This is a genomic window from Leptolyngbya sp. Heron Island J (assembly GCF_000482245.1).
GTDB lineage: Bacteria > Cyanobacteriota > Cyanobacteriia > Phormidesmidales > Phormidesmidaceae > Leptothoe.
Window position 1 is genome coordinate 100,686 of record NZ_AWNH01000070.1, and the last position, 22,083, is coordinate 122,768.

At 49.6% G+C, this 22,083-nt stretch carries 16 protein-coding genes; 5 read left to right on the top strand and 11 right to left on the bottom strand.

All coding sequences use genetic code 11. The features are described from left to right. Positions 1–5: 5 nt before the first annotated feature. The gene (gene sufB / locus N836_RS58980) at positions 6–1,442 is read right to left on the bottom strand and encodes a Fe-S cluster assembly protein SufB (RefSeq protein ID WP_023074234.1); all 1,437 of its coding nucleotides are present in this window, start codon (positions 1,440–1,442) and stop codon (positions 6–8) included. A 102-nt stretch (positions 1,443–1,544) separates the two neighbouring features. Further along, a complete protein-coding gene (locus N836_RS58985) occupies positions 1,545–1,904 on the bottom strand; it encodes a ferredoxin-thioredoxin reductase catalytic domain-containing protein (protein ID WP_023074235.1) in 360 nt (119 codons plus the stop codon). A gap of 138 nt (positions 1,905–2,042) precedes the next feature. Between N836_RS58985 and sufR the strand changes: the two genes are divergently transcribed. From sufR to N836_RS59000, 3 genes are all read left to right on the top strand, one after another. Further along, positions 2,043–2,720: an iron-sulfur cluster biosynthesis transcriptional regulator SufR gene (gene sufR / locus N836_RS58990; protein ID WP_327058720.1), complete on the top strand. Its 678-nt coding sequence runs from the start codon at positions 2,043–2,045 to the stop codon at positions 2,718–2,720. 80 nt (positions 2,721–2,800) lie between these two features. After that, entirely contained in the window at positions 2,801–3,085 is a 285-nt protein-coding gene (locus N836_RS58995) for a hypothetical protein (protein WP_023074237.1), read from the top strand. Positions 3,086–3,304: 219 nt separating this feature from the next. After that, positions 3,305–3,688, top strand: a complete 384-nt coding sequence (locus N836_RS59000; protein ID WP_023074238.1) for a hypothetical protein — start codon at positions 3,305–3,307, stop codon at positions 3,686–3,688. Between the two features lie 13 nt (positions 3,689–3,701). Here the strand turns inward: N836_RS59000 and N836_RS77625 are convergent, their stop codons facing one another. The 6 genes from N836_RS77625 to N836_RS59030 all read right to left on the bottom strand — a co-directional run bounded on the left by N836_RS77625 (position 3,702) and on the right by N836_RS59030 (position 13,282). After that, positions 3,702–4,823 (bottom strand): pentapeptide repeat-containing protein, encoded by a 1,122-nt coding sequence (locus N836_RS77625; RefSeq protein WP_023074239.1) that lies wholly within the window; start codon positions 4,821–4,823, stop codon positions 3,702–3,704. 326 nt (positions 4,824–5,149) lie between these two features. After that, a complete protein-coding gene (locus N836_RS59010; protein WP_023074240.1) occupies positions 5,150–6,919 on the bottom strand; it encodes an ABC transporter substrate-binding protein in 1,770 nt (589 codons plus the stop codon). Between the two features lie 95 nt (positions 6,920–7,014). Then, positions 7,015–8,508 carry a DUF2330 domain-containing protein gene (locus tag N836_RS59015; RefSeq protein ID WP_031293344.1) on the bottom strand — a complete coding sequence of 498 codons (1,494 nt, stop codon included), beginning with the start codon at positions 8,506–8,508 and terminating at the stop codon, positions 7,015–7,017. A gap of 87 nt (positions 8,509–8,595) precedes the next feature. Next, on the bottom strand, positions 8,596–9,450 hold the full coding sequence (locus N836_RS59020) for an RnfABCDGE type electron transport complex subunit D (protein WP_023074242.1): 855 nt from the start codon (positions 9,448–9,450) through the stop codon (positions 8,596–8,598). Between the two features lie 333 nt (positions 9,451–9,783). Then, positions 9,784–11,868 carry an AMP-binding protein gene (locus N836_RS59025; RefSeq protein WP_023074243.1) on the bottom strand — a complete coding sequence of 695 codons (2,085 nt, stop codon included), beginning with the start codon at positions 11,866–11,868 and terminating at the stop codon, positions 9,784–9,786. Further along, positions 11,858–13,282 (bottom strand): L-lactate MFS transporter, encoded by a 1,425-nt coding sequence (locus N836_RS59030; RefSeq protein ID WP_023074244.1) that lies wholly within the window; start codon positions 13,280–13,282, stop codon positions 11,858–11,860. Before N836_RS59030 ends, N836_RS59025 begins: the two co-directional genes overlap by 11 nt. A gap of 642 nt (positions 13,283–13,924) precedes the next feature. Between N836_RS59030 and N836_RS73580 the strand changes: the two genes are divergently transcribed. After that, a complete protein-coding gene (locus N836_RS73580; RefSeq protein ID WP_023074245.1) occupies positions 13,925–16,480 on the top strand; it encodes a S8 family serine peptidase in 2,556 nt (851 codons plus the stop codon). Positions 16,481–16,518: 38 nt separating this feature from the next. Here the strand turns inward: N836_RS73580 and N836_RS59035 are convergent, their stop codons facing one another. Beyond that, a complete protein-coding gene (locus tag N836_RS59035; RefSeq protein ID WP_031293349.1) occupies positions 16,519–19,029 on the bottom strand; it encodes a glycoside hydrolase family 3 protein in 2,511 nt (836 codons plus the stop codon). Positions 19,030–19,200: 171 nt separating this feature from the next. Here N836_RS59035 and N836_RS0138680 point away from each other — a divergent pair, with 171 nt between their 5' ends. Next, a complete protein-coding gene (locus tag N836_RS0138680) occupies positions 19,201–19,731 on the top strand; it encodes a type III secretion system chaperone (protein WP_023074247.1) in 531 nt (176 codons plus the stop codon). Between the two features lie 3 nt (positions 19,732–19,734). Here N836_RS0138680 and N836_RS59040 read toward each other — a convergent pair whose 3' ends face one another. After that, on the bottom strand, positions 19,735–20,916 hold the full coding sequence (locus N836_RS59040) for an RtcB family protein (RefSeq protein ID WP_023074248.1): 1,182 nt from the start codon (positions 20,914–20,916) through the stop codon (positions 19,735–19,737). A gap of 462 nt (positions 20,917–21,378) precedes the next feature. Next, entirely contained in the window at positions 21,379–21,879 is a 501-nt protein-coding gene (locus N836_RS59045; protein WP_023074249.1) for a GNAT family N-acetyltransferase, read from the bottom strand. Positions 21,880–22,083 lie beyond the last annotated feature (204 nt).

Sequence of the window (22,083 nt, forward strand, 5' to 3'; positions counted from 1 at the left end):
GGGCGCTAGCCAACGGCATTTTCTAACTTGAGGGCCAACAGTTTATCGGCCTCAGCAGCAAATTCCATGGGGAGCTTATTAAACACATCCCGGCAGAAACCGCTGATGATCATAGAAACAGCATCTTCAGGAGAAATGCCTCGCTGGGCAAAGTAAAACAGCTGGTCTTCGCCAATCTTGGAGGTGGAAGCTTCGTGTTCTACCTGACCAGTATTGTTTTGAACTTGGATGTAAGGGTAGGTGTTGGCGTTGGACGTGTCGCCAATCAGCATGGAATCACACTGGGAGTAGTTGCGGGCATTCTCAGCTTTAGGACCGACTTTAACCAGACCACGATAGCTATTTTTGGAATTACCTGCCGAAATTCCTTTGGAAATAATGGTGCTACGGGTATTTTTGCCCACGTGAACCATCTTGGTACCCGTATCGGCCTGCTGCATGTTGTTGGTCAGAGCTACTGAGTAAAACTCGCCAACGGAGTTATCTCCCACTAAGACACAGCTGGGATACTTCCAGGTGATAGCCGAACCGGTTTCCACCTGGGTCCAGGAAATTTTGGAATTTTTACCAGCACAGAGACCGCGCTTGGTGACAAAGTTATAGATGCCGCCTTTGCCATTTTTGTCACCAGCAAACCAGTTTTGCACAGTAGAGTAGTTGATTTTGGCGTCGTCTAGTGTCACTAGCTCCACCACTGCCGCATGTAGCTGATTGCTGTCATACATGGGGGCGGTGCAGCCCTCCAGATAGGTAACAGAGCTACCCTTGTCAGCAATAACTAGCGTTCTCTCGAACTGACCGGAATCGCCATTGTTAATCCGGAAATAGGTAGACAGGTCCATCGGACACTGGGTATTTTCGGGGATATAAACAAAGGACCCATCGCTAAAAACAGCCGAGTTTAGAGCTGTAAAGTAGTTGTCTGCCGAAGGTACCACACTACCGAGATACTTTTTGATCAGTTCTGGATGGTCCTGAACTGCTTCTGAGATCGAGCAGAAAATGATGCCGTGCTCTGCTAGCTCCTCTTTAAATGTGGTGGCGATGGAAACACTGTCAAACACAGCATCAACGGCCACATTGGTAAGGCGCTTTTGCTCTGATAAAGGTAGACCCAGCTTTTCAAAGGTGGCCAGAATTTCTGGGTCTACCTCATCTAGGCTCTTGAGCTTTTCACTTTGCTTGGGAGCCGAGTAGTAGATGATGTCCTGATAGTTGATGGGCTCGTAGTTGACATTGGGCCAGTTGGGCTCCGTCATCTTAAGCCACTGTCGGTAGGCCTTGAGACGGAATTCCAACATAAATTCCGGTTCGTTCTTTTTCTGTGAGATTAAACGAATGATGTCTTCGCTCAACCCGCGAGGAATAACATCGGATTCTACATCAGTGACAAATCCGTACTTATAGGGCTGACTAACAACAGCTTGAACGCTAGTGCTCATGGTTTACCGAGAGGGCTGAGGGGTGTGATTGAACAAATCTGGAGTTTTCGCAAACTGACCGGATGAATAGCAAAACGTCAGGTCTTTGACCAAACGATCAGGCTAGTACTTATTGGTTTCTTTGCGAATGTGATCGAAGGAAATTTCCTGGTCTTCACCAGCAAAGTCGTTATCCTCTGTGAGGAAAAGCATGCAATGACACTCGCGACGCTCCTGCATGGGAACACAGGGACAGTTCCAATAGGTGCTTTTGACCTCGGCTTCCTTATCTTCGTAGTGCCGGCAGGGACATAGCGGTGAGCCAAAGTCATCCTTATGCTTCGCTAAACCCTCCAGTACCACTGCGGTTACACCGAGATCGGCGCAAAAATAGGTGCCGGTACGCTTGGCATAACTTTGGGCAAAATTTCGTATTAACTCAAGATTTTTGTCAGTGGCCTGTGTGGGTTTACTTAAGGTCATGGGTGAATGGGGATGCTGAGACAACCAGATGATTCTATAATTAAACAACACACAGGTTGCTTAACTCTTTTTAAAGAGTAATCGAGCTGGCAGACTTTAGCAACACGTATGTTGTTAAAGTAAGAAGAGTCAGTTTTATTGTTTACAGTCTGTAATATTGCGATCGCAACTTCAGGGCCGATGACCTCACTGCAGCAGCCATCCACTAAGGACGATATCCTCCAATTTTTGATGAAATCTGGTCAGGCGACAGCCCAGACCCTAGCTGAGAATCTGAGCGTCAGTCCCCAGGCGATTCGACGTCATCTCAAAGATTTACAGGCCGAAGATCTAGTAGAACACCAGGCGATGCAGTCTGGTATGGGCCGTCCCAATTACATCTATCAGCTCAGCTCCAAAGGGCGGGCTCAATTTCCCTCTCAGTACGACCAATTTGCCGTGTCATTACTCGACACCATGACGGCAACCGTTGGGGCGGAACAGGTGGGTGTAATTTTACGAGAGCAGTGGCAGCGTAAGGCCGAGAACTATTGTAAAACCCTGGGTAACGGTACCCTCCCTGAGCGCGTTCAGCATCTGGTGGAGCTACGCCAGGCCGAAGGCTACATGGCCGAGCTCCACAGCGGTGACGATGAAGATACGTACATTATCACCGAATACAACTGCGCTATTTCCCAGGTGGCCGCATCCTATCCCGCTGTCTGCGGTCATGAACTTGCGATGTTCGCAGTAGCCTTACCCGACTGTCAGGTAGAACGCACCCACTGGCTGGTACGCGGTGAAAACCTCTGCGGTTATAGGATTCAGAAGAAGTAGTTTTTCTGATTTGATTGCGGAGGTGTTCTATGGAATGCCTAAGTTTGCTGTGCCATGCTCATCAATGACATTAGACTCCTATGTTCGATCAAACTCTCCAGTTTTTGACGCCCGAAGAATCTGCGGAGGTAGATAAAGCTCTGCTAACCACACCAGAAAAATTTCTGACCCGGTTAACCCTTTCGACGGCAAAGCTTTTAGCATTTATTGCTAAGGATTTGGAGACCTCAGTTGATGATCTGACCACCGCACAAATCATTGCTTGGTTTGAAGTGGATGCCAAGCGTAAGCAGGAGCAAGGTATTAGTGCCTCTGTACTTAAGTGGGATGCTAGAAACTTAGAGGATTTGACCTCAGAGAAATAGCGCATTTTCCACCATGGCGGTTTTGGGCCAATGATTCAGGAGTTTTTGTCCTATTTAGGGCTTATTTTTATTTTTTTATAAAAATGATGAAGTTTGTCCGTTTCTAGGAACTGTCCTTAATCCAGAACATTCTTCTTAGCAAGGTGGGTGGGAGCCAGGTTCAAGCGATCTGTGTTTCGACCTATCTACTGTGTGAAGGACTATGGAATTTGACTGAACATGATGTTATTTGATCGAAGCAATCGCTCTGCTGATCATCTGTATCTCAAGGCTCGGACGCTATGGACTAAAGTTGTGAGCCTGAGTATCTACGATAGTGAAGACATGCTTCATTCAGTGGCTGCTCTATTGCAAAAGGCCAGACGGCAGAACGCTCGTCATGTGCCATCCTTGGTTTTGCTAAGTGATGTCTTCATGGTTTCGGGGGCTGAAAAAAAAGCGATGGAGGTTGTGAATTTACTGATTACCCTTGAGCCCCAAAATCAGACTCACGCTAGGAAAAAAGTTTTGCTGGAGCGACTACAGGCCAAACGTAGTGATGACAATCGTGACGCAGTGCGTGACTTTGTTGAAGTGCGGTGGACCCAAACAAATGACTGGTAGCAGTCCTAGCGGCTTACTCGTGGATGCGGCCATCGGGCATAATTGTGCCCGTTAGCCTGGCGGCGGTCAGTTTGACCATGACCTTATTGCCGTAGCCGATGATGGCACCACTGAGGTCTGCGCCACTAAGGTCTGCGCCACTAAGGTCTGCGCCAACTAGGTTGGCTTCCCGCAGATTGGCATGACTCAGGTTAGCCTGCAGTAAGTTTGCTCGAAAGAGCTTAGCTTTATGCAGGTTAGCCTGATTCAGGTTGACCTTATGCAAAAAGGCATCGCTGAGGTCTGCACCTTCTAGATTCGACTTACTCAGGTTGCGACCGGAAAAATCCTTTTCCTTAAGATTGGCTCCCTTAAAATCAGAGCCTTCTAAATCGGGGTCAGCTTTTTTGCGAGCATTTGAGTTCTGCGGAGCAGAATAGCTGCTGGACTGAGGTACTTGATAGATATAGTCTGCATAGCTATTGTCATTGACCGGACGATAGGCGGAGCTATACGCAGAGCTACGACCGTTAGCTGGGCTGCTACTGGTGGCACTATTGCCGTTATTCGAGTTACTTTGAGCAGCTGCGCCATTGCTGGAACCATTAGTGCCATTCCCATTGGAAACGACTGGATCTTTGTAGGCAGAGTGGGACGATGTGGAGTTACTAGCGGCAGCACCATTATTAGCGGTGGAGCCATTGGTGGGTCTGTAGTTATTGGCGGAGCCATAGCCAGCTGAGCTGTAGCCATTACTCGCAGCCCGACGGCTTTGGGCCGCAGTGCCGTTGCTATACCCTGCTGCTGCTGTATCCGTTGTCCCACTGCCGTTTTGAGCTGTATTGGCAGTGCTGTAGGGATAGGTATATCGATTTTGACTGTAGGAACGATAGCGGTGGCTGCCGTAGCGCTCAGGATTATATTTATTGGGTTTAGGCTTTGACGCCCCGTCACGCAGATGCTGCTTTAAACGACTGCGGGCATCGTTGAGACGTTTAAGCTTGTCTTGGGCTTTATCGCGTAGCCGTGTGTTATCGGCTGGAATCCGATCTGGATGCCATATAAATACGAGGTCTTTATAAGCCTGATTGACGTCTGAGAGTGAGGCACCGGGCTCTAACTCCAGTACGTTATAGGCTTTCGCGATATCGTCCATGGGTAGAGTTATAACAGCGGTGACGGAACGGCTAGTTGAGCAAAACAACACCGTGGTTTGTCCAGAAGGCGATGCCGTACAACCGCCAGTCTAAATATGCTTGAAAATGTTAGGCCTATCAACCGATTCACTAGCTAATGGGACTCTTGTAGGACTTTTGGGTGGTGTTAACTCAGTTTCTAAACGTTTTTCAATAATCAGACTTCATGATTAAAGTCTAATGTAAGCCGATTATGACCATCGTTTGTAAGGCTGACCCCAGAACCTCCAATTCCTTTAAGGCTCCATTGCAATTCCTTATCAAAAAAGACTATTTAGTAACAAAACTATTCCTCGGCCAGGCTAAGTTCATAAACATTCCATAATGCTCCCAGGGGAGAGTATTTCACATTCTGGACTTTGTCGCGAATGGCGGCCATGGAGTACTGGTTGATCAGGTAGATAAACGGCAGCTGCTCTTGGACAATTCGCTGGGCCTCTACGTAGATTTCCCGACGTTTGGCTTCATCTAATTCCTGGGCTCCTTTAAGGTATAGCTGGCCAATTTCTGCTTCCCAATCGGCGACGACACGACCTTCAATAGGATCTTGGCCTGGCAGTGGTTTTTGATTAAAGGCATGTAGGCCACCGTCTGGATTCCAAACATTAGAGCCACCGTTGGGTTCTAAGCCACCGCCAAAGCTAATTAAGTGACATTCCCAGTCGAGACTATCGCCGAGCTTTTCGACCAGGGAGCCCCAACTAACCGGGGTAAAGTCTACGATGATGCCAATTTTGCTTAAATCCTGCTTGATCTGAGCACCAATGGCTTCACGTACTTTATTGCCTGCATTAGTGATCAGGGTAAACCGTACTTGGTTGCCCTCGGCATCGAGCAGCTGGCCGCTGTCGTTATATTGAAAACCGACGGACAGCAGGAGATCTTTAGCGGTTTCCAGGTTGTAGTTGTAGGCTTTGATGCCGTCTTCTTCAGGACTGGCAGAATAGGGGCTCAAGGGGAAAATAGATGAGTTTTGAAGGACTCCCAGACCCTGATAAATATTGTTCAGCATCGTGGGGCGGTCGATGGCATGGGCGACGGCCTGGCGAAACTCCAGGGTATTAAACCAGCGCGATTTGACAGGATCGACTAGGGGGGTGCCATCACGGGAGCCTTTGTTGAGATTGAACGATATAAACAGGCTACTGGGGGCAGGTCCACCGTTGTAGATGGTGAACTGACCACGCTCCTCCTCGCGTTTAAGCAATGAAAAGTTATCGGGTTTGACGCTGGTCAGATCCAGACCACCGGAGCGAAATTGCACAAATTCGCTATCTTGGGACTCGACCACCTGCCAGATGATTTCCTGGAGATAGGGTTGGGGCTGGCCCTGATCGTCGGTACGCCAATAGTAGGGATTGCGTTCAAAGACTACCCGCTCGCCAGGGGTAAAGGCTTTGAGCATGTAAGGGCCATTGCTAATAATTTCACTGGGGGGTGTGCTGGTGCCCCAGGTTGATAAAAATAATGGATTACCCTCAGAATCGGTTTGGGTAATGGCGTCTTCCAGGGCATGTTTGGGCATGATGTTGACCCCGGTATTACGCAAAAATGGGGCAAAGGGTTCAGGGACTTCAAATCTGACCTGACGCTCGTTAAGTTTAATCACCTGAGGCAGTTTGCCTTCTTCACCAATGCGAAGAATGTCACGAATTTGGGTAGGGATGGCGTCATTTAGAAAGATGTCGTTGTAGGTAAAGACGACATCGTCAACGGAGAGAGGTTCGCCGTCGGACCATTTCAAGTTTTCTCGGAGGGTATAGGTGAGGGCCAGGCCATCATCGGAAAATTCCCAAGATTCAGCTAGCTCCGGCTCGATTTCGCCAGTTTCGTAGTTTTCGCTGATCAGTCCTTTATAGGTTAAAGGGAAGATATTAGGGCGTTCACTGCTGAGGGCGTAGTTAAAGGTTTTGGGATCGCTGAGGATGCTGTAGACCAACCGCGATAGTTCAGTATCGCTGGTTTTGAAGTTATCCAGGGAGCAGCCTGCGATCGCAACCACTATCACCAAGCTCATCAGCCAGTAGGACCACCGGCGAAACTTACGAAAGCCCATAAAACACTTAGAAGGAACAGCCAGACACAATTTCTAGCTATTCTAGCGATTCATGCCCTTAGCTACACTTCACCTTGGCTAATTGTTGACCGTATTTATCCAGCTTGGGGATAACGAACCAGCCAGGGCGATGGTGTCGGCTGCGGCACCTCGTCGCTAATCCGCTGACGAATAGTCTGGATATCTCGACCGGTGAGTCGGGCTAGATTTTGGGATTCCTGTTCAAACCGAGCCATTAAGTTCCGTAGATAGGTCTGACCTCGATCCTGAGCAGCCTTGACAATGTCGCGATACTCCTGACCCAGCCATGCCTCTAGCTGACGACGATCCGCCTCGTTAGCATACTCCTCTCGCAGTCGGGCCGGACAGTCAAGGCTGCCAGTAAAGGCATGATGAGTGACATAGCGTCCCTGGAAAAACTGCCGGTTAGCGGTGGTCTGGAACATTAAATCTTCAGGAAAGCGATCGCGACTGTAGCGCACATGGAGGCGCGAGATAAAAATAGCAGGTGGTCTAGTTGGCGGCAGGGGACGGGGGGGAATTACACCGGGCGGCAGCGATGGTGGTTGGGGAGCGCGATCGAGCCAGGTAACACCAGCCGCCTCTAGTTCGGCTGGTGTTAAGGGCTCCGCTGAGCAAGGATCGCAGCCACGCATATCCCAGGCATATTCAAGAAATGCCACATTTTTATTTTCTTGCTGATAGCGGCGTTGGAAAATTTCTGGATAGACCTGGCCAAATTCATCCTGGACAAACAGAGGTAGCTCAATATCAGTGGGAATCGGTACCGTGCGATAGTTGGTCAGCTCAATGCGTCCCTCCGGTGAGAGTAAATAAATGATCAGATTCTGATCGCCATCGGCATTGAGCATCCCGAGGCGAATCGGCAGCATAAACTTGGGTGAGTCATAGGTAATCTGTAGCGGTCGCAATGACTGATAGCCGCTGCGATCAAACTGCTCTAAATTCACCCTGGCCACAAAGAACTTCATGCCCTGGCGGATATAGGGGGCCAGGACTGAGCTAGCCCCCTGGGGCAGATGGTACTGATTTTGGCGCAACCAAGTTTCTAGACCGTCGGATTGGCGAGCGCTCAAAATCAGAATGTCATATTCCCCCACGGCAAACTGTTCTTCAATAGTGACGCCGAGGGCCTCGGATGAGGTGGGGGCTGGGGCCGCCGATGGCGTCGTCGTCCGCTGACTTAACCGCAGTGATTCGTCAACCTGAAAAGGACGTAACACTTCGCACGGGTCACGGTCAAAATATTCCACCAGACGCGGTGCGCTGAAGGCATCAAGCCGATCGAGCACTACTGGCTCGGCCACATCAACTTGATCTGCAGTAATGATGGTAGGGACGGGCACCACCAGGGCAAAATCGCTCACTTCCCCCTGGTAGTCATTGCCCATGGTCAACACTGTGTGGGTGCCGTCGCGAGCAATGGCCACTTGGGAGGCTTGGTTATAAAGATTGGTGTCAGCTTTGGCGACGTAAAAGCCACAGAAGGCATGGGCTGGTTGAGGATGAATGATCAGGGTGGCGATGATGGCGATCGCCACCATACCCATACGGAACAGACTAAGCATTTTGTTTTTCTAGGAACAACGAGGGTGGGAGTCTTAGTTTTTGAGTTGTTTGCAGTAGATACGATGGATATCAATGACTTTGCTGTTCTATAAACTTGTTGTCTTCCACTCAAAGCGAGGAGACTCCCACAGCCGATCCAGCACAACTGTTAATGGCGATAACGCAAACAAGGCCCAGAAAATAGCAGTTGAGAGATAAAACTGATTGCGTAATACAAACGTCAGGGCCGCGATGGCTACTGCCCACATCAACCTTGCCGGTCGCGCATTGGGAATTGACCTAGGATCAGTCACCATAAACAATGCAAACAACAGTAGCGAACCACTCATCATCCGATGGGTCCACACATCCCAGGTCCAGCCTAGATATAGGTTGCGTATGGCCTCTAACAGAGCGTAACTGGCTAGAAACATCCCAGTAGTATCCCAACGCCCAACGCGCTTGAGCACCATGCCCCCTGCACCGATAAAGATCAAGCCGTACCAGATTTCATCGCCCCATTGGCCAGGAGAAACCCAGGCGTCGTTAGTCAGGGTGAGGACTGCGATAATTCCCAGATTGGCTGGATTAAAGAAATGTTTGTCACCGACCTGCAAGCAGAACTTGCTGGCAATAGCGATGCCAGCCGCTAGAGCCATTGTAGTCATATGATCGGTTCGTAACAGTAAGCTTAGACCCAGGGCCGTAATCAATGGACTGCGCCAGTTAACGTGAGTAAATGATAGTTTTGGCTCTGTTCCTAGGGTGTTGGCCTTGGTTAACCAAGATAGCAAGATTTGACTCACCAACGTTGTCACTATGGCCGTTGTCACTATGGCTGGTTGAAGTGACCAGTCACGCATGGCTACCCCTAGGACCAAAAATAAGCTTAGACACAGGATTTGATAGTCTCGTGCATCTTTGAATAGGCTGAAGTGATGTAACAATGTCGGGGTAGCCATAGACCACTTTAGACCGGCAACTATGGCTGTTAGTATGGCCGATGCTAATTCCGGATGCCCCCTAAGTTTCAGAAAATGAAACAGATTGAATTGCTGAAAGCCTTATTAGCGCAGTACTCTGCCAGGACATATAACGCCTTGGCTTATTTTTGGCTTAACTTCCTATATCCTTGGAAATAGAAAACTATCCAACATACCCAACAACAACCAACTAACTATATAAAACCTATATATATCAAGCGATGGCTAACTCTCCGATCATGTTACTAACGCCAGTAAAATGGTCGAAAGATGCTTGCTGAAGTCATTGAAGAGCAATATCTATTGGCAACGCTAAAATAACCCCTGAATCATCTCAGAGTAACGATCCACAACCACATTGCGGCGAATTTTGAGCGTTTGGGTGAGCAGACCATTTTCGATCGTCATTGGCTCCGGTAACAGCGTAAATGCAGCAATCTCATCCTGAGAACGGTAGCCGGGGCGATCGCGCACTTCTCGGTTGAGTTCTTGGCGCAGGAGCTTGTGAATGATGAGGTTGTCGGGTGCGATCGCTTCATTCTCCCCAATCATCAACGGAGGTGATTGGGCTAATCCCCAGGCTTGCAGGGCTTCCAGATTAGGCACAATCAATGCTCCCAGTGCTTTTCGATCTTGCCCAACCAGAACAATTTGATCGATAAATGAACTGCGTAAGCAGGCATCTTCGATCGGTTGTGGCTCAATGTTTTCGCCATTGCTGAGGACGATCGTATCCTTGGCTCTGCCGGTCAGGATAATGCTGCCATCGTCTGCTAGCCAGCCAATATCGCCTGTATCAAACCAGCCTTCGGGATCAATGGCCTTGGCGGTGGCTTCGGGGTTGCGATAATAGCCCTGCATGATTTGGGGACCTCTTGTCAGGACTAAGCCGCGTTTTCCGGCGGGCAAGGCTTGTCGGGTTTCTAGATCAACAACCCGAAATTCGGTCTGGATTAATGGTTGACCAGAAGCCTTGCGCACGTTGTTCCAATAGCGTCGCGCACTGAGTACGGGGGAGGTTTCAGTCAGACCGTAACCGACCAAAATTTCGATGCCAATCATTTCAAAAAAGTCTTCTAAATGCTGAGCCAGGGAACCGCCGCCACAGATGAGTTGCTTGACGTTGCCACCCAGGGCTTGCTGCATTCGCTTGTAGAGCAACAGTTCCCCCAAGTAGTGCAGCGGAGCCAGCAACAGCGTGGTCGCCCAGGCTCGCAGGACTGCCGCTCGGGTCGGGTGTAAATTGCGCAAATCGCGGTGCTTCCAGGTACGTACCGCTTGAATGTAGCGACTGCTGATCGCCAGAAACGATTGAATGAATGCTTGCATTCGAGGTGGGCGATCTCGAAAAGACTTTTGAATACCTTCGAAGATAGACTCCCACAATCGCGGCACTCCCACCACATAGGCGGGCTGATAGGTTTTCAGATCTTGCTTGAGATAACGACGATTGGTATATACCTGAGTGCAGCCCTGGGAGAGCGTGTAGTATTCGCCTACCCGCCCAAAACTGTGCCAGGTGGGTAAGATGCTGAGGGTGCGATCGCCAACCAGGGGTTGAATAATCGCCGTTAAAGCTACCAGTTGATAGATAAAGTTGGCGTGGCTCAGCATTACCCCTTTGGGTTGGCCAGTGGTGCCAGAGGTGTAAATCAGCGTGGCGAGGGTGTCTGGAGTTGTGTTGACGGATTGTAGCGGTTGCTGGTTGCCCAGTTCTAGCAGTTGGTCAAACGTGAGTAGTTTGACGTGGGAGGGGCGACCGGGTAAGTCGGGCTGTTCGTTTGACAGAAGCACCACCCACTCCACTGGCAATGTCCAGATGCGATCACCCAACCGGTCTAACGTTTTGGCGTTTTCCACCACTAGCCCACTGCTCTGGCTATGCTCCAGAATGTAGAGCAGTTCATCTCGATCTGCAGTCGCCGATCGTACCGCATCCGCTGCACCCGCCAGCATGATGCCCTGATCTGCCACCAGCCACTGCCAGCTATTGTCGGCAAAGAGCGCCACGATGGGTGGATTTTGAGGCGGGTTTTGAGATAGACCTAGTGAGAGATTTAGCGATAAATCTTGTGATGAAGTTTGTGATGAAGTTTGCAGGGGCGACGAAGGGGACAACAGCGTTTGTATCCCTGCCGCGAACTGTCGAATTTGCTGATATACCTGCCGATAAGTCAGCGATACTGCCGGACGACTGTGGGGATCAATCAGCGCTTCCACATTGCCAAAGTATTGTTCTGTAATCTCCCACATCTGTGGGAGCGATCGCAGGTGGCTATAGTCGATTAACCCGGTATGCTCAAACCGTTCTTTGGTTGAAAAATAGTTGGCAGAATCATTTCCCGAACGATTATCAAAACGATGCATAGATGGAGTCGAACGCGGATTAGTTGCCATCCCCTTTTTCCCTGATTTCTTTTGGTTTTACCACTGCCAGCCAACCCTCTACTAATGTCATTAGCAGAGGCGTAATCGGGCTAATCAAATAGCGAAATAGCCAATCCGCCAGCCGCGTTTTTCGGGGTGCGTTGAGGGTAAAGTAGGCTATCAAAATTGACGCGATCGCCAGGGTCGCCGTGACATAGAAAAAAGGCGCAAAACTTCCCGTGATGCCGCGCAGGGCGATCGCCGTAAAAATTCCCGAAAGACCACCGCCGCCAAAGGCAAGGAACAATAAACCATAGTTATTAGGGTAGTTGGGCAACCCAAAAAAGCTCAAGGTTGCCGCTGGTGCGACTGCCAGCCACGCCCCTAGACAAAACCAGAAAATGGAAAACGCCACTAGAAATTGACCGGGTTCATTGGGGTTGGTGTGAATCATCAAAATTGAGGCAATCAAAATCAGACTGTTGATGATGATAATCGTGAACTTGGGGCGCAGGCGATCGTTCAACCATCCAAACAGCGGTCGCCCCAGCCCATTGAAGACTGCAAATAGCGGCACAGTCAGAGCAAGTTCCTCGGCCTCCAGGTTAACCAGTTCGCTTCCGACCTGGGCGGTTGTGGCGATCGCCGTTAGCCCGACGAAGGTACCGACGGTGTAGCAAAACATTAGCCCATAAAAAGTCTGGGTTTGCATCATGGGCAGACTGGCGTCCGTTTCGACCGATTGATTGAGCGTCTGCGCAAAGTTGCTGGGAGTCCAGCGGGGCGGCGGCATTCGCAGGACAGAGGCGATCGCCACAATTAGCACCGTAAACACAATACCCAGCAAAACAAAGGTCTGGCGTATTCCCAGGGCGGGTAAATCCCAGGCGGGATTGCCGTTAATCAGATTGAAGGCTAGCGGTGCAGTCACCAGTGGCGACAGGCCAAATCCCACGACCGTCAACCCCACGGCCAATCCTTTGCGATCGGGAAACCAGCGAGCTGCCACTGCCAGGGGCACGCCGTAGGTCATGCCCACCCCCAAACCGGCCACTACGCCATAGCTCAGCACCAGCCAGAGCAGGCTAGATGCTTGGCTGGCCAGCAGGTAGCCCAGACCCACTAAGATTCCCCCCAAACTGGTAAGAATGCGTGGGCTACAGCGATTCATGTACAGTCCGGTAATCGGCATCACCAGGGTAAAGGTGACTCCCAAAACCAAAAATGGCAGTAAAATCGTACCCGGACGACTTTTGAGTTCTGCCTCAAAGGGGCCGCTAAAAATGCTCCAGGAATAAACCGTACCTAAACAGAGCAACACCATTAAGCCGAGCGGAATAAACAGCCAGCGACCCTGATCGGGCGGCAAGCCAAACAAACGAGCCTCGGCAGGGAAGGGGAAGGTGGGGAGCAATTTGCCTTCGGTTACGGTAGCTTTTCTCACGTCACAAGCACTGATAATTAACGATTTGGCTCTCACGCACGATAGCAGGATTTTGGGACATTATGATGAAATCAAGATTGAAGCTCAAAAACAAGGTGTGAGAGTTTGGTGTTGGGATACGGCTGGAAAATCATTTTCAAATACCCCGTCGCATTCATGGAACTGGCTAGGAGGTTTAGATATTCATGATTTCTCCGCAGTGGAGTCTTGTGTAAAAATTATTTTAGGAGGAAAAAATAATATGATCCGCAGCCATTCTTTCGAGAACAAGAGGAGTGTTTTCTAGTATCTCTTATCAAGATCACAGGGATCAGGGTTTTATCAGATCCAAAAATATTGTCTGCAGAGGCGTGCCATGGAACGCCTGTACGGCAAAAGATAGGACCTAATTGAATTCTCATTCCTAAAAAGAGTCGTGGTTTAAGCTGGTGTCCCTGATCAAACTGTGTTGGCGGATTTAAATGCATTGGTGTTGCTGATCCAAACTATGTTTTTACCTGAAAGGTGCTGCTATATGGCACCTCTAACAGATCGGTTCATCCTCTCAATCAGCAACGCCAATCAACTTGAATAAGTGGCTCAGGATTTTGAATAAGTAGATCAGAGAGCCGAAGTAGTACGTTTAGTAATCTCATCCTAAGCATGCGTCATTGGTTATTGCCGATCACTGCCGAGTTGTCTAATGACTTATCTTTAGACTTGCTTGCATCCCTATTCGACGTTTTTGATAATACTTCTGCTGAACGTAACTACCTCTCCTCTTTGGTAGGTCAGCTTGCTGCTGCTGTGAGGGGTGAATTGTCTCAGCCGCTCGTTGCAGACAGTGCCATTAATGATGTGGCTGCCCTCCTGGGGGCAGCTGTGGATTTGAATGATGGTGATGATTTACCGACTCCAGAAGCGCTTATAGAAGAACTGGTCACGTTGCTGTTAGCGGGTGACTTGTCGGCTGTAGAAGAGTTGCTTGATGTAGGCCTCTCTGTGCCTGAAATCGAGATGCTGCCAGCAACTGCTCAGGATGGCTTCACCCTCAACGATCTGTTTTTGGGCCATCAGGCGTTTGCTGACCATCAATTGGTGCAAACTTTGGGGATGCCTCTGGCCGCCCTGAGTCCAGACTTTTCTATGGAAGGGCTGGGGAATGATGCGATCGCATTTGCCAATAATATAATTTCCACGGCTGCAGACAGTCTCCAGACCTATGGCGACGGTGTCATCATTGATGCGATCGCCCACAGGGATCCCCAACAGCTATTGGCCGATTTAGAAAACCTGGGGTTTGCAGGCTCTGCCTTTGGAGATACCGTCTCCGGCTGGTTGCCCCTGACCTCCATCAGCGCCCTAGCCGATTTAGAAAATCTTCGCTCTGCCCGTCCCACCTATGCCATTAACCGAGTTGGTCAGGTAACCAGTGAGGCCAATCCGGCACTGGCGGCTGATATCGCCCGAGATCTCTTCGACGTTGATGGCACCGATATTACCGTTGGCATCCTATCTGACTCTTTTTCAGCCAGTGTCGGCGCTAACGGTAGCTATGCCGAAGACATTGCCAGTGGTGACCTCCCTGACGATGTAGCCATTGTGGCCGATATCTCCTCCGGTAGCGACGAAGGTCGAGCCATGGCTCAGCTGATTCACGACCTGGCACCGGGAGCTGATCTGGCCTTTAGAACTGCGTTTAGAGGGGCGGCTGACTTTGCCAACGGCATCCTAGAGCTAGTGGCTATCGGTGCAGATGTAATTGTCGATGACATTGGCTATCTAGATCAGCCATTTTTCCAGGATGGTGTCATTGCTCAAGCCGTTGATCAAGCCGTTGCGGCTGGCGTCCCCTATTTCTCTGCTGCTGGCAATTCGGGGGCTAACTCCTATGAAGACGAGTTTCGCTTTGGTCTTCAAATCGGTAACTATCGATTACATGATTTTGCCGCTGATGATGTACTCGATATTTTTCAGAGCTTTACCCTTGCTCCAGGTGAGGGGATTACCCTGTCTTTTCAGTGGGATCAGCCCTTTAGTTCTTCTGGTGGCAGCGGTTCCACTAATGATTTAGACATTTTTGTTTTTGATAACCCCGATTTAACAACGGGTAATATTGTTGCCACTAGCGTAGAAGACAATATTAGTAGTGGGAATGCATTTGAATTTCTGAATTTTGTTAATGACACTGGCTCGACCCAAGACTTTCACATTGTCATTGGTCGTAACCTCATGCAGGGAGGAACCGATCCGGGACGCATAAAATATATTGATTTCGATGGCCAAGCCTCAGATGTTGAATATGCCACCAATAGTTCCACATCCTTTGGCCATCCCAATGCTGCTGGGGCGGCGGCGGTAGGAGCTGCTTTTTACGCAGATACGCCTGCGTTTGGCACGGTTCTGCCCAGGTTAGAATCCTTCTCCTCTTTAGGCGGGACTGAGATTTTCTTTGATACCGATGGTAACCGTTTGGATATGCCAGAACTTCGTCAGACGGTGGATTTTGTGGCTGTAGACGGTACTAATACTACGTTTTTTGGTACTGATATTGGCGACGATAGTGGTGCTTTCCCAAACTTTTTTGGTACTTCAGCGGCAGCTCCCCATGCGGCTGCAGTGGCGGTCCTGATGCTGGAGGCCGCTAACAATGCCGGGCTAGATCCCACCCCCCAGGATATTTACACAGCTCTGGAATCGACTGCTCTTGACATGGACAATCCGTTTACGGAGCAATTTGATCTGGGCTATGATCCGGCCAGTGGATTTGGTCTGATTCAAGCAGATGCAGCTATCGACGCCCTGCTAAACAACTTGTCGCCTAGTGGTGAGATCCTTGAGGGAACAGATAACCGAGATGTCTTAGTGGGTACGCCAGAAGATGACATGATCATCGGATTTGGAGCTCGCGATCTGTTAGTAGGAGGTACGGGTAGCGATCAGTTTTTCTACACTAGTCCCGACGATGGAGTTGATTATGTTCTAGACTTTGAAGTCCGTGTGGATCAAGTTGTTTTAACCACGCTTTTAGATAGCCTTGGTTACACTGGCACTACTCCGTTTGTCGATGGTTATCTTGATATCCTGCCTCGCAGCATCAATTCCAGTGCTATCTTGCGGCTTGACACCAATGGTGGTGGAGATGAGTTAAGACGCTTTATTCAGTTCCATGACGTTACCCCAACAGAATTGGCTGATATAAATAACTTTGTTGTCTAAATCTTGTTTGAGCTGGATCACTGCCGGAATACGCCCTGCTAATCTTTGGCAACCAGGCGAATATCAGAGATGCTGAGGGAGAAGGGTGCGGCTGTTTCCAATGCCAGTATTGTCAATTGGGACAGATCGGCCCCGGTGGCGGCGAGGCGATTGAGCGCTATGTGGGTCTGAAGCCATTTCCCTGGTGGACAGCCCACTAGGGGTCGAGTGATATCTAAATCGCTTTTAGCATCGTCACCATACCCAATAACTAGCTTAACCTGGCCCTCAGGGACCGTATCGATTCGATACTGAATTTCTAGGGCCATATCATAGTGCAATGGGACCATATAATCTTGAGCAGGGCCGGTAATGGCGACTGAGGCACTCCCTTGTCCGCTCCAAGTAAATTGTTGGGCATCTTCTTGAGCTGCTCGATCGATGGAACGAATAGTCAAGGCATTTTCTAACTGGATACGCTCATCTATAACAACACTGGATTCATTGCCAACGGAAGCCTGCAGGCTCCAGGGAGCCATGGGTTGCCCCAGGGCAAACAAGGCCTCGTTCTGGGTGTTTTCGGTGCCATCTAATCCCGATATTTCGGGCAGCTGGGGTAAATTGCCACTGTCTGCATAGGTCAACCCATAGCCATAGGGAAACAAGGGCTCGTAGTTATTTTTACCTTGGTCAACCCTGGTCTGAGTTGCTGTGCGAGGCCATGAGAATGGGAGTTTACCTTTAAAGTCAGCGTTAATATCACCGTTGGGCTGGCGAATTAAAACATCGGCGACGCCAGCCCCTTCGCTACCCGGTAGCCATGCGGCCACAAAGGCACCAGCGGCATTAATTTCAGGGGTGACCCACAGGGGTCTGCCTGATAATAAAACCGCCACTGTTGGAATGCCAGCTGCTCGCAGCTCTTGGAGCTGCTGCAGAGGAGTATTTGGTAAACAGTTAAGGGTGTCAATATCTCCCCTAAACTCGGCATAGGGGCCTTCTCCAAACACAACAATAGCAGCATCCGGTATTTGGCTGTAGCTCCCATCGGTGCTAAGTATGGCTTGACCGCCACTGGTTTCAACCGCGTGGCGAATTCCTGCCCAGATGGATGTTCCATTAGGAAACTGAGCATTGGTATTGCCGGTCCCTTGCCAGGAGAGCGTCCATCCGCCTGATTGTTGACCAATATCGTTAGCACCATCGCCGGTCACTAATAAGGTCTGATTGGCAGCTAAAGGTAAAAGGTTATCTTGATTTTTGAGTAAAACCAGGGTCTCACGCACAGCCCGCCGAGCCACTGCCCGATGATTGGGATGAGCTAACAAGGAGTAGTCACCGGCTAAAGGTCGTTCTGAAGGCTTGGGTTTTTCAAATAACCCAAGCCGAAATTTGACCCGTAAAATCCGCCGTACCGCATCTTCTAGACGACTGCGCGCAATGTCTCCAGATTGAACTTGGGCCACCGTGTTCTTATGGAGCTGACGCCAGCTGTCTGGGGCCATAAACATATCGATGCCGGCATTAAAAGCAGCTGGGCAGCTTGTGGTCGAACATCCCGGTAGTTGGGCATGACCGTTCCAGTCTCCGATGACAAAGCCATTAAACCCCATACGGTCTTTGAGAACATCGGTTAGCAGCGGCTGATGACCGTGCAATCGCTGACCATGCCAGGCTGAGAATGATGCCATAACGGTTTGAACACCAGCTTCAATCGCTGGTGGATAGCCAGCACCGTGACGGTCCCGCAGCTTGATTTCACTGTCGATGTTGTTGCCTTGGTCTTTACCTCCTTGGGTGCCGCCGTCGCCAATAAAGTGTTTGGCGGTGGCCAGTATGTGTTGACGGCTGAGAAAAGTGTCTGTGCCGAGTTCTCCCTGTAATCCTGTAACGATGGCTTTGGCATACTGAGCAACAAGGTCGGGATTTTCGGAATAGCTTTCGTAGGTCCTCCCCCAGCGACTATCTTGGGCGACGGCTAGCGTGGGAGCAAAGGTCCAATCCATGCCGGTGACTATTACTTCCCGCGCTGTTATGGCTCCAATTTGTTCCATGAGGGCTGGATTGCGAGTTGCCCCCAGGCCGATGTTGTGAGGGAAGATAGTCGCGCTGATAATGTTGTTATGGCCATGGACGGCATCCGTTCCCCAAAGAATAGGAATGGCCTGATCCCCATTACTGGTATCCATGGAGGCCTCATAAAATGCATCAGCCAGAGGGAGCCAATCTTCTGTAGCAGCACGAACATTATCGCCGGGGGCAGAGTTCCCACCGTTAAGGATGGCCCCTAGACGATAGTGACGGATATCCTCTGGAGTAACGTGACTAATATCTGCTTGGATGGTTTGACCGACCATTTCCTCTAGGGTCATGGCTGCCATCAAACCGTCAATGCGGGTCTCGATCTCGGGTTCTAAAGGGGCTCCCCCAGACGTTATTGGCCAATTTTCTGGAGTAATTGTTGGGGGAATGCTGCGGTGACTAATCCTTTTAACCGCCGTTGCCAGATAGGCGATTAATCCACCTATCAATACCAAGCCAATTAATAGGCTGACAAGGTTGATGTTCATAGCAAGCACAAGCCCTAATAGTTCACCATGGGGCATGGTAGACGAATTATTGGTTTTAGTACGTTCATCAGGCTTTAGCGTTATCGTAAAAAACCTCAAATCCTTTAGAAAACTCTCAGGGTTGGCTCATTTTGATGATTTAGCGTAAATCTAATCTTCATCCCTTAAATCATGACCCTATTACCTCGCTCGGCCTCATTTGTAACCGCTGGACTGATTGCTGCTTCAGTGCCGTTCATAACGACAGCGGCCTGCGCTCAAACATCTGAGCGGCTGGAGTTAATGACTCTGGCACGTTTAGAGCAAATCCTACAGTCTGAGGTGGATGGCGTTGAGGGGGCAGATGGCCAGTGGCAGTTTCGGGTTAGCGATCGCACCGTAGTCGTACTTGCTGACGCCAGCAATGACCGCATGCGAGTATTTAGCCCCGTCATCCCCACAGAAGAACTCACCGGGCCGCAAGTACAAGCCATGTTGGCCGCTAATTTTCACACAGCTCTAGATGCCCGCTACGCTGTAACAGACGGGGCTGTTGTGGCCGTCTATGTACACCCGTTAAGCACACTGCAGGGGGATAACTTGCGTTCAGCCCTGCGGCAGGTGGTGAGCTTAGCCGAAACCTTCGGTACATCCTATTCCAGCAATGCCCTCAACTTTGGGTTACGGCAGCGGCAGCGCCCCAGCGATTTAGACCAAATTTAGCCTCTACCCCTTGACACAGACCACCTGTTTGAGAGTTGCAACGACCTCCACCAAGTCCTGCTGATTGGCCATGACCTCGTCAATGGGTTTATAGGCGGCTGGAATTTCATCAATGACGCCCTTGTCTTTGCGGCATTCTACGCCAGCGGTTTGGGCAATTAGGTCATCCAGGGTGTAGGTATCTTTGGCTCTGCTACGGGACATGACCCGCCCGGCACCATGGCTGCAGGAGCAGTAGCTCTCGTGGCTACCTTTGCCCTTGACGATATAGGATTTGGTGCCCATGGAGCCAGGGATAATACCATAGTCGCTGGTGCGAGCCCGCACAGCTCCCTTACGGGTGACATAGACATCTTTGCCAAAATGTTCTTCTTTTTCGGCGTAGTTATGGTGACAATTAACGGCTAGCAGTGGCTTAAAGGGTTTACCGCCGCCCAGGTGCTTTGCAATAATCTGCTTAAAGCGAGCCATCATCTCTTCACGATTTTGCAAAGCATAGGCTTGAGCCCACTGCAGGTCGTTCCAATAGCTCCGAAATTCGGCAGTACCAGCGACAAAATAGGATAAATCTGGGTCCGGCAGTTTTTCAGTGGCCAGTTTACGCAGGTTTTTGGCGGTGCTGATATGGTTTTTAGCCAACATATTGCCAATATTGCGTGAGCCAGAATGGAGCATCAGCCAAATACTGTCTTCGGTATCGACACAAACTTCGATAAAGTGGTTGCCACCACCGAGGGAACCCATTTGACTGAGGGCTTTCTTCTCCAAATGCTGTACACCTTTGTGCAAGTCCTTAAAATGTCGCCAGCCTTGCCAGTTGTAAACAGACTTAGCAATCTTTTTATTGCTGTCAAACCCGGTCGGGATCGTTGCCTCGATGTCTTTACGGATTTTTTTGAGTTTACCGTCTAGCTTTTTGCCCTGGTAAGGCGTTTGGATCGCACACATGCCACAGCCGATATCAACGCCAACCGCTGCGGGGATCAAGGCATCGTCAGTAGCAATCACAGATCCCACCAGTGCGCCTTTGCCAAGGTGAACATCGGGCATCAGCGCTACATGCTTGTAAACAAAGGGCAGAGAAGCGACGTTTTTAGCCATTTGAATTTCTTTTGAGCCGAGATCGTGATTGGCCCAAGAGAGGACAGGCTTATCGGTTTTAAAGGGGACGTTTTGGTATGGCATATCGAGAATTTAGTATAGTTCAGACCGATGTGCTATCCGGGTATTTATGAGGACACAATTGAGCGTCACAAAAAGATCAATACTATGCCTCCTGTTCTTCACTGGCTGACATAACAATTACGCCCATTCTTGAACAAGTTTGAATAAACCTGTACTTTTTGACCGTCTCTGGATCAAATTTCTTTGCATCACTAAAATTGTCGTGACGGCAAATACGCTCATCTATGAATTTTTCATCTCAGTTCAATACCAATCCATGGCTTCACTTTTCAATGATTAGTTTGCTGTGGCTGTTTAATGGTCTTTGCCTGTTGTATGGTCTCGCTACCGCAGTTTTCTTGATGCGAATACTTTTTTTACAAACAATTTAATGTTTGCTCAAGCGTGGAGGTGATGAGAGTATGTCTGTGATACTGAAGATGGCATTCGAAGTATCTGCTCACTCTACACTCACAAGCTTACCTAGAGAGATTTCTCAAACCATTCCACATCCCAATAACGACCAAACTTACGGCCCACTTCTTTCTGCCGACCAACGCTGTAGAAACCATATTTTTGATGCAAAGCAACAGATACTGAGTTGGGCATTGTGATCCCCGCATAGGCGCGATGCACATCCTCATTTGCTAGTGAACGAAATAAAGCTTGATACAGCTGTGTCCCGATGCCCTGACCCTGGGCATCGGGATTTAAGTAAATGCTGGTTTCGACAGAAGTGTCATAGGCGGCTTTCGCTCGAAATTGGCTACTAGTGGCATACCCCACAACTGTCTTATCTTGCTCAGCAACCAGTAGACGATGACGACCTTTGGCACTGTAGTGGCACCACCAGCGCTCTCGGCGTTCTGCCAGTGTGTAAGGAGTGATGTCAAACGTAATGGTTGTATTCAGAATGTAATAGTTATAAAGGTCTGTGAGGGGCGCAAGATCGCTGGCTTGGGGCAGACGAACAATAATATCCATAGGGTTTTCAGAGATTTAGAGACAGCCCTTAATAGCGCTATGGATAATATCAGGAATAGGTGCTACTCAGAGATGTCTGACCATTGGAATCCGTGGAATTACGGAATTAGTAATGTATTTCTGTGTTTTTTTCCTGTCCATAGGTCCTTTGACAGAATGCTGAACTATGTCAAGGTCAATAGCCCATAGGAGTTCCAAGTTGCA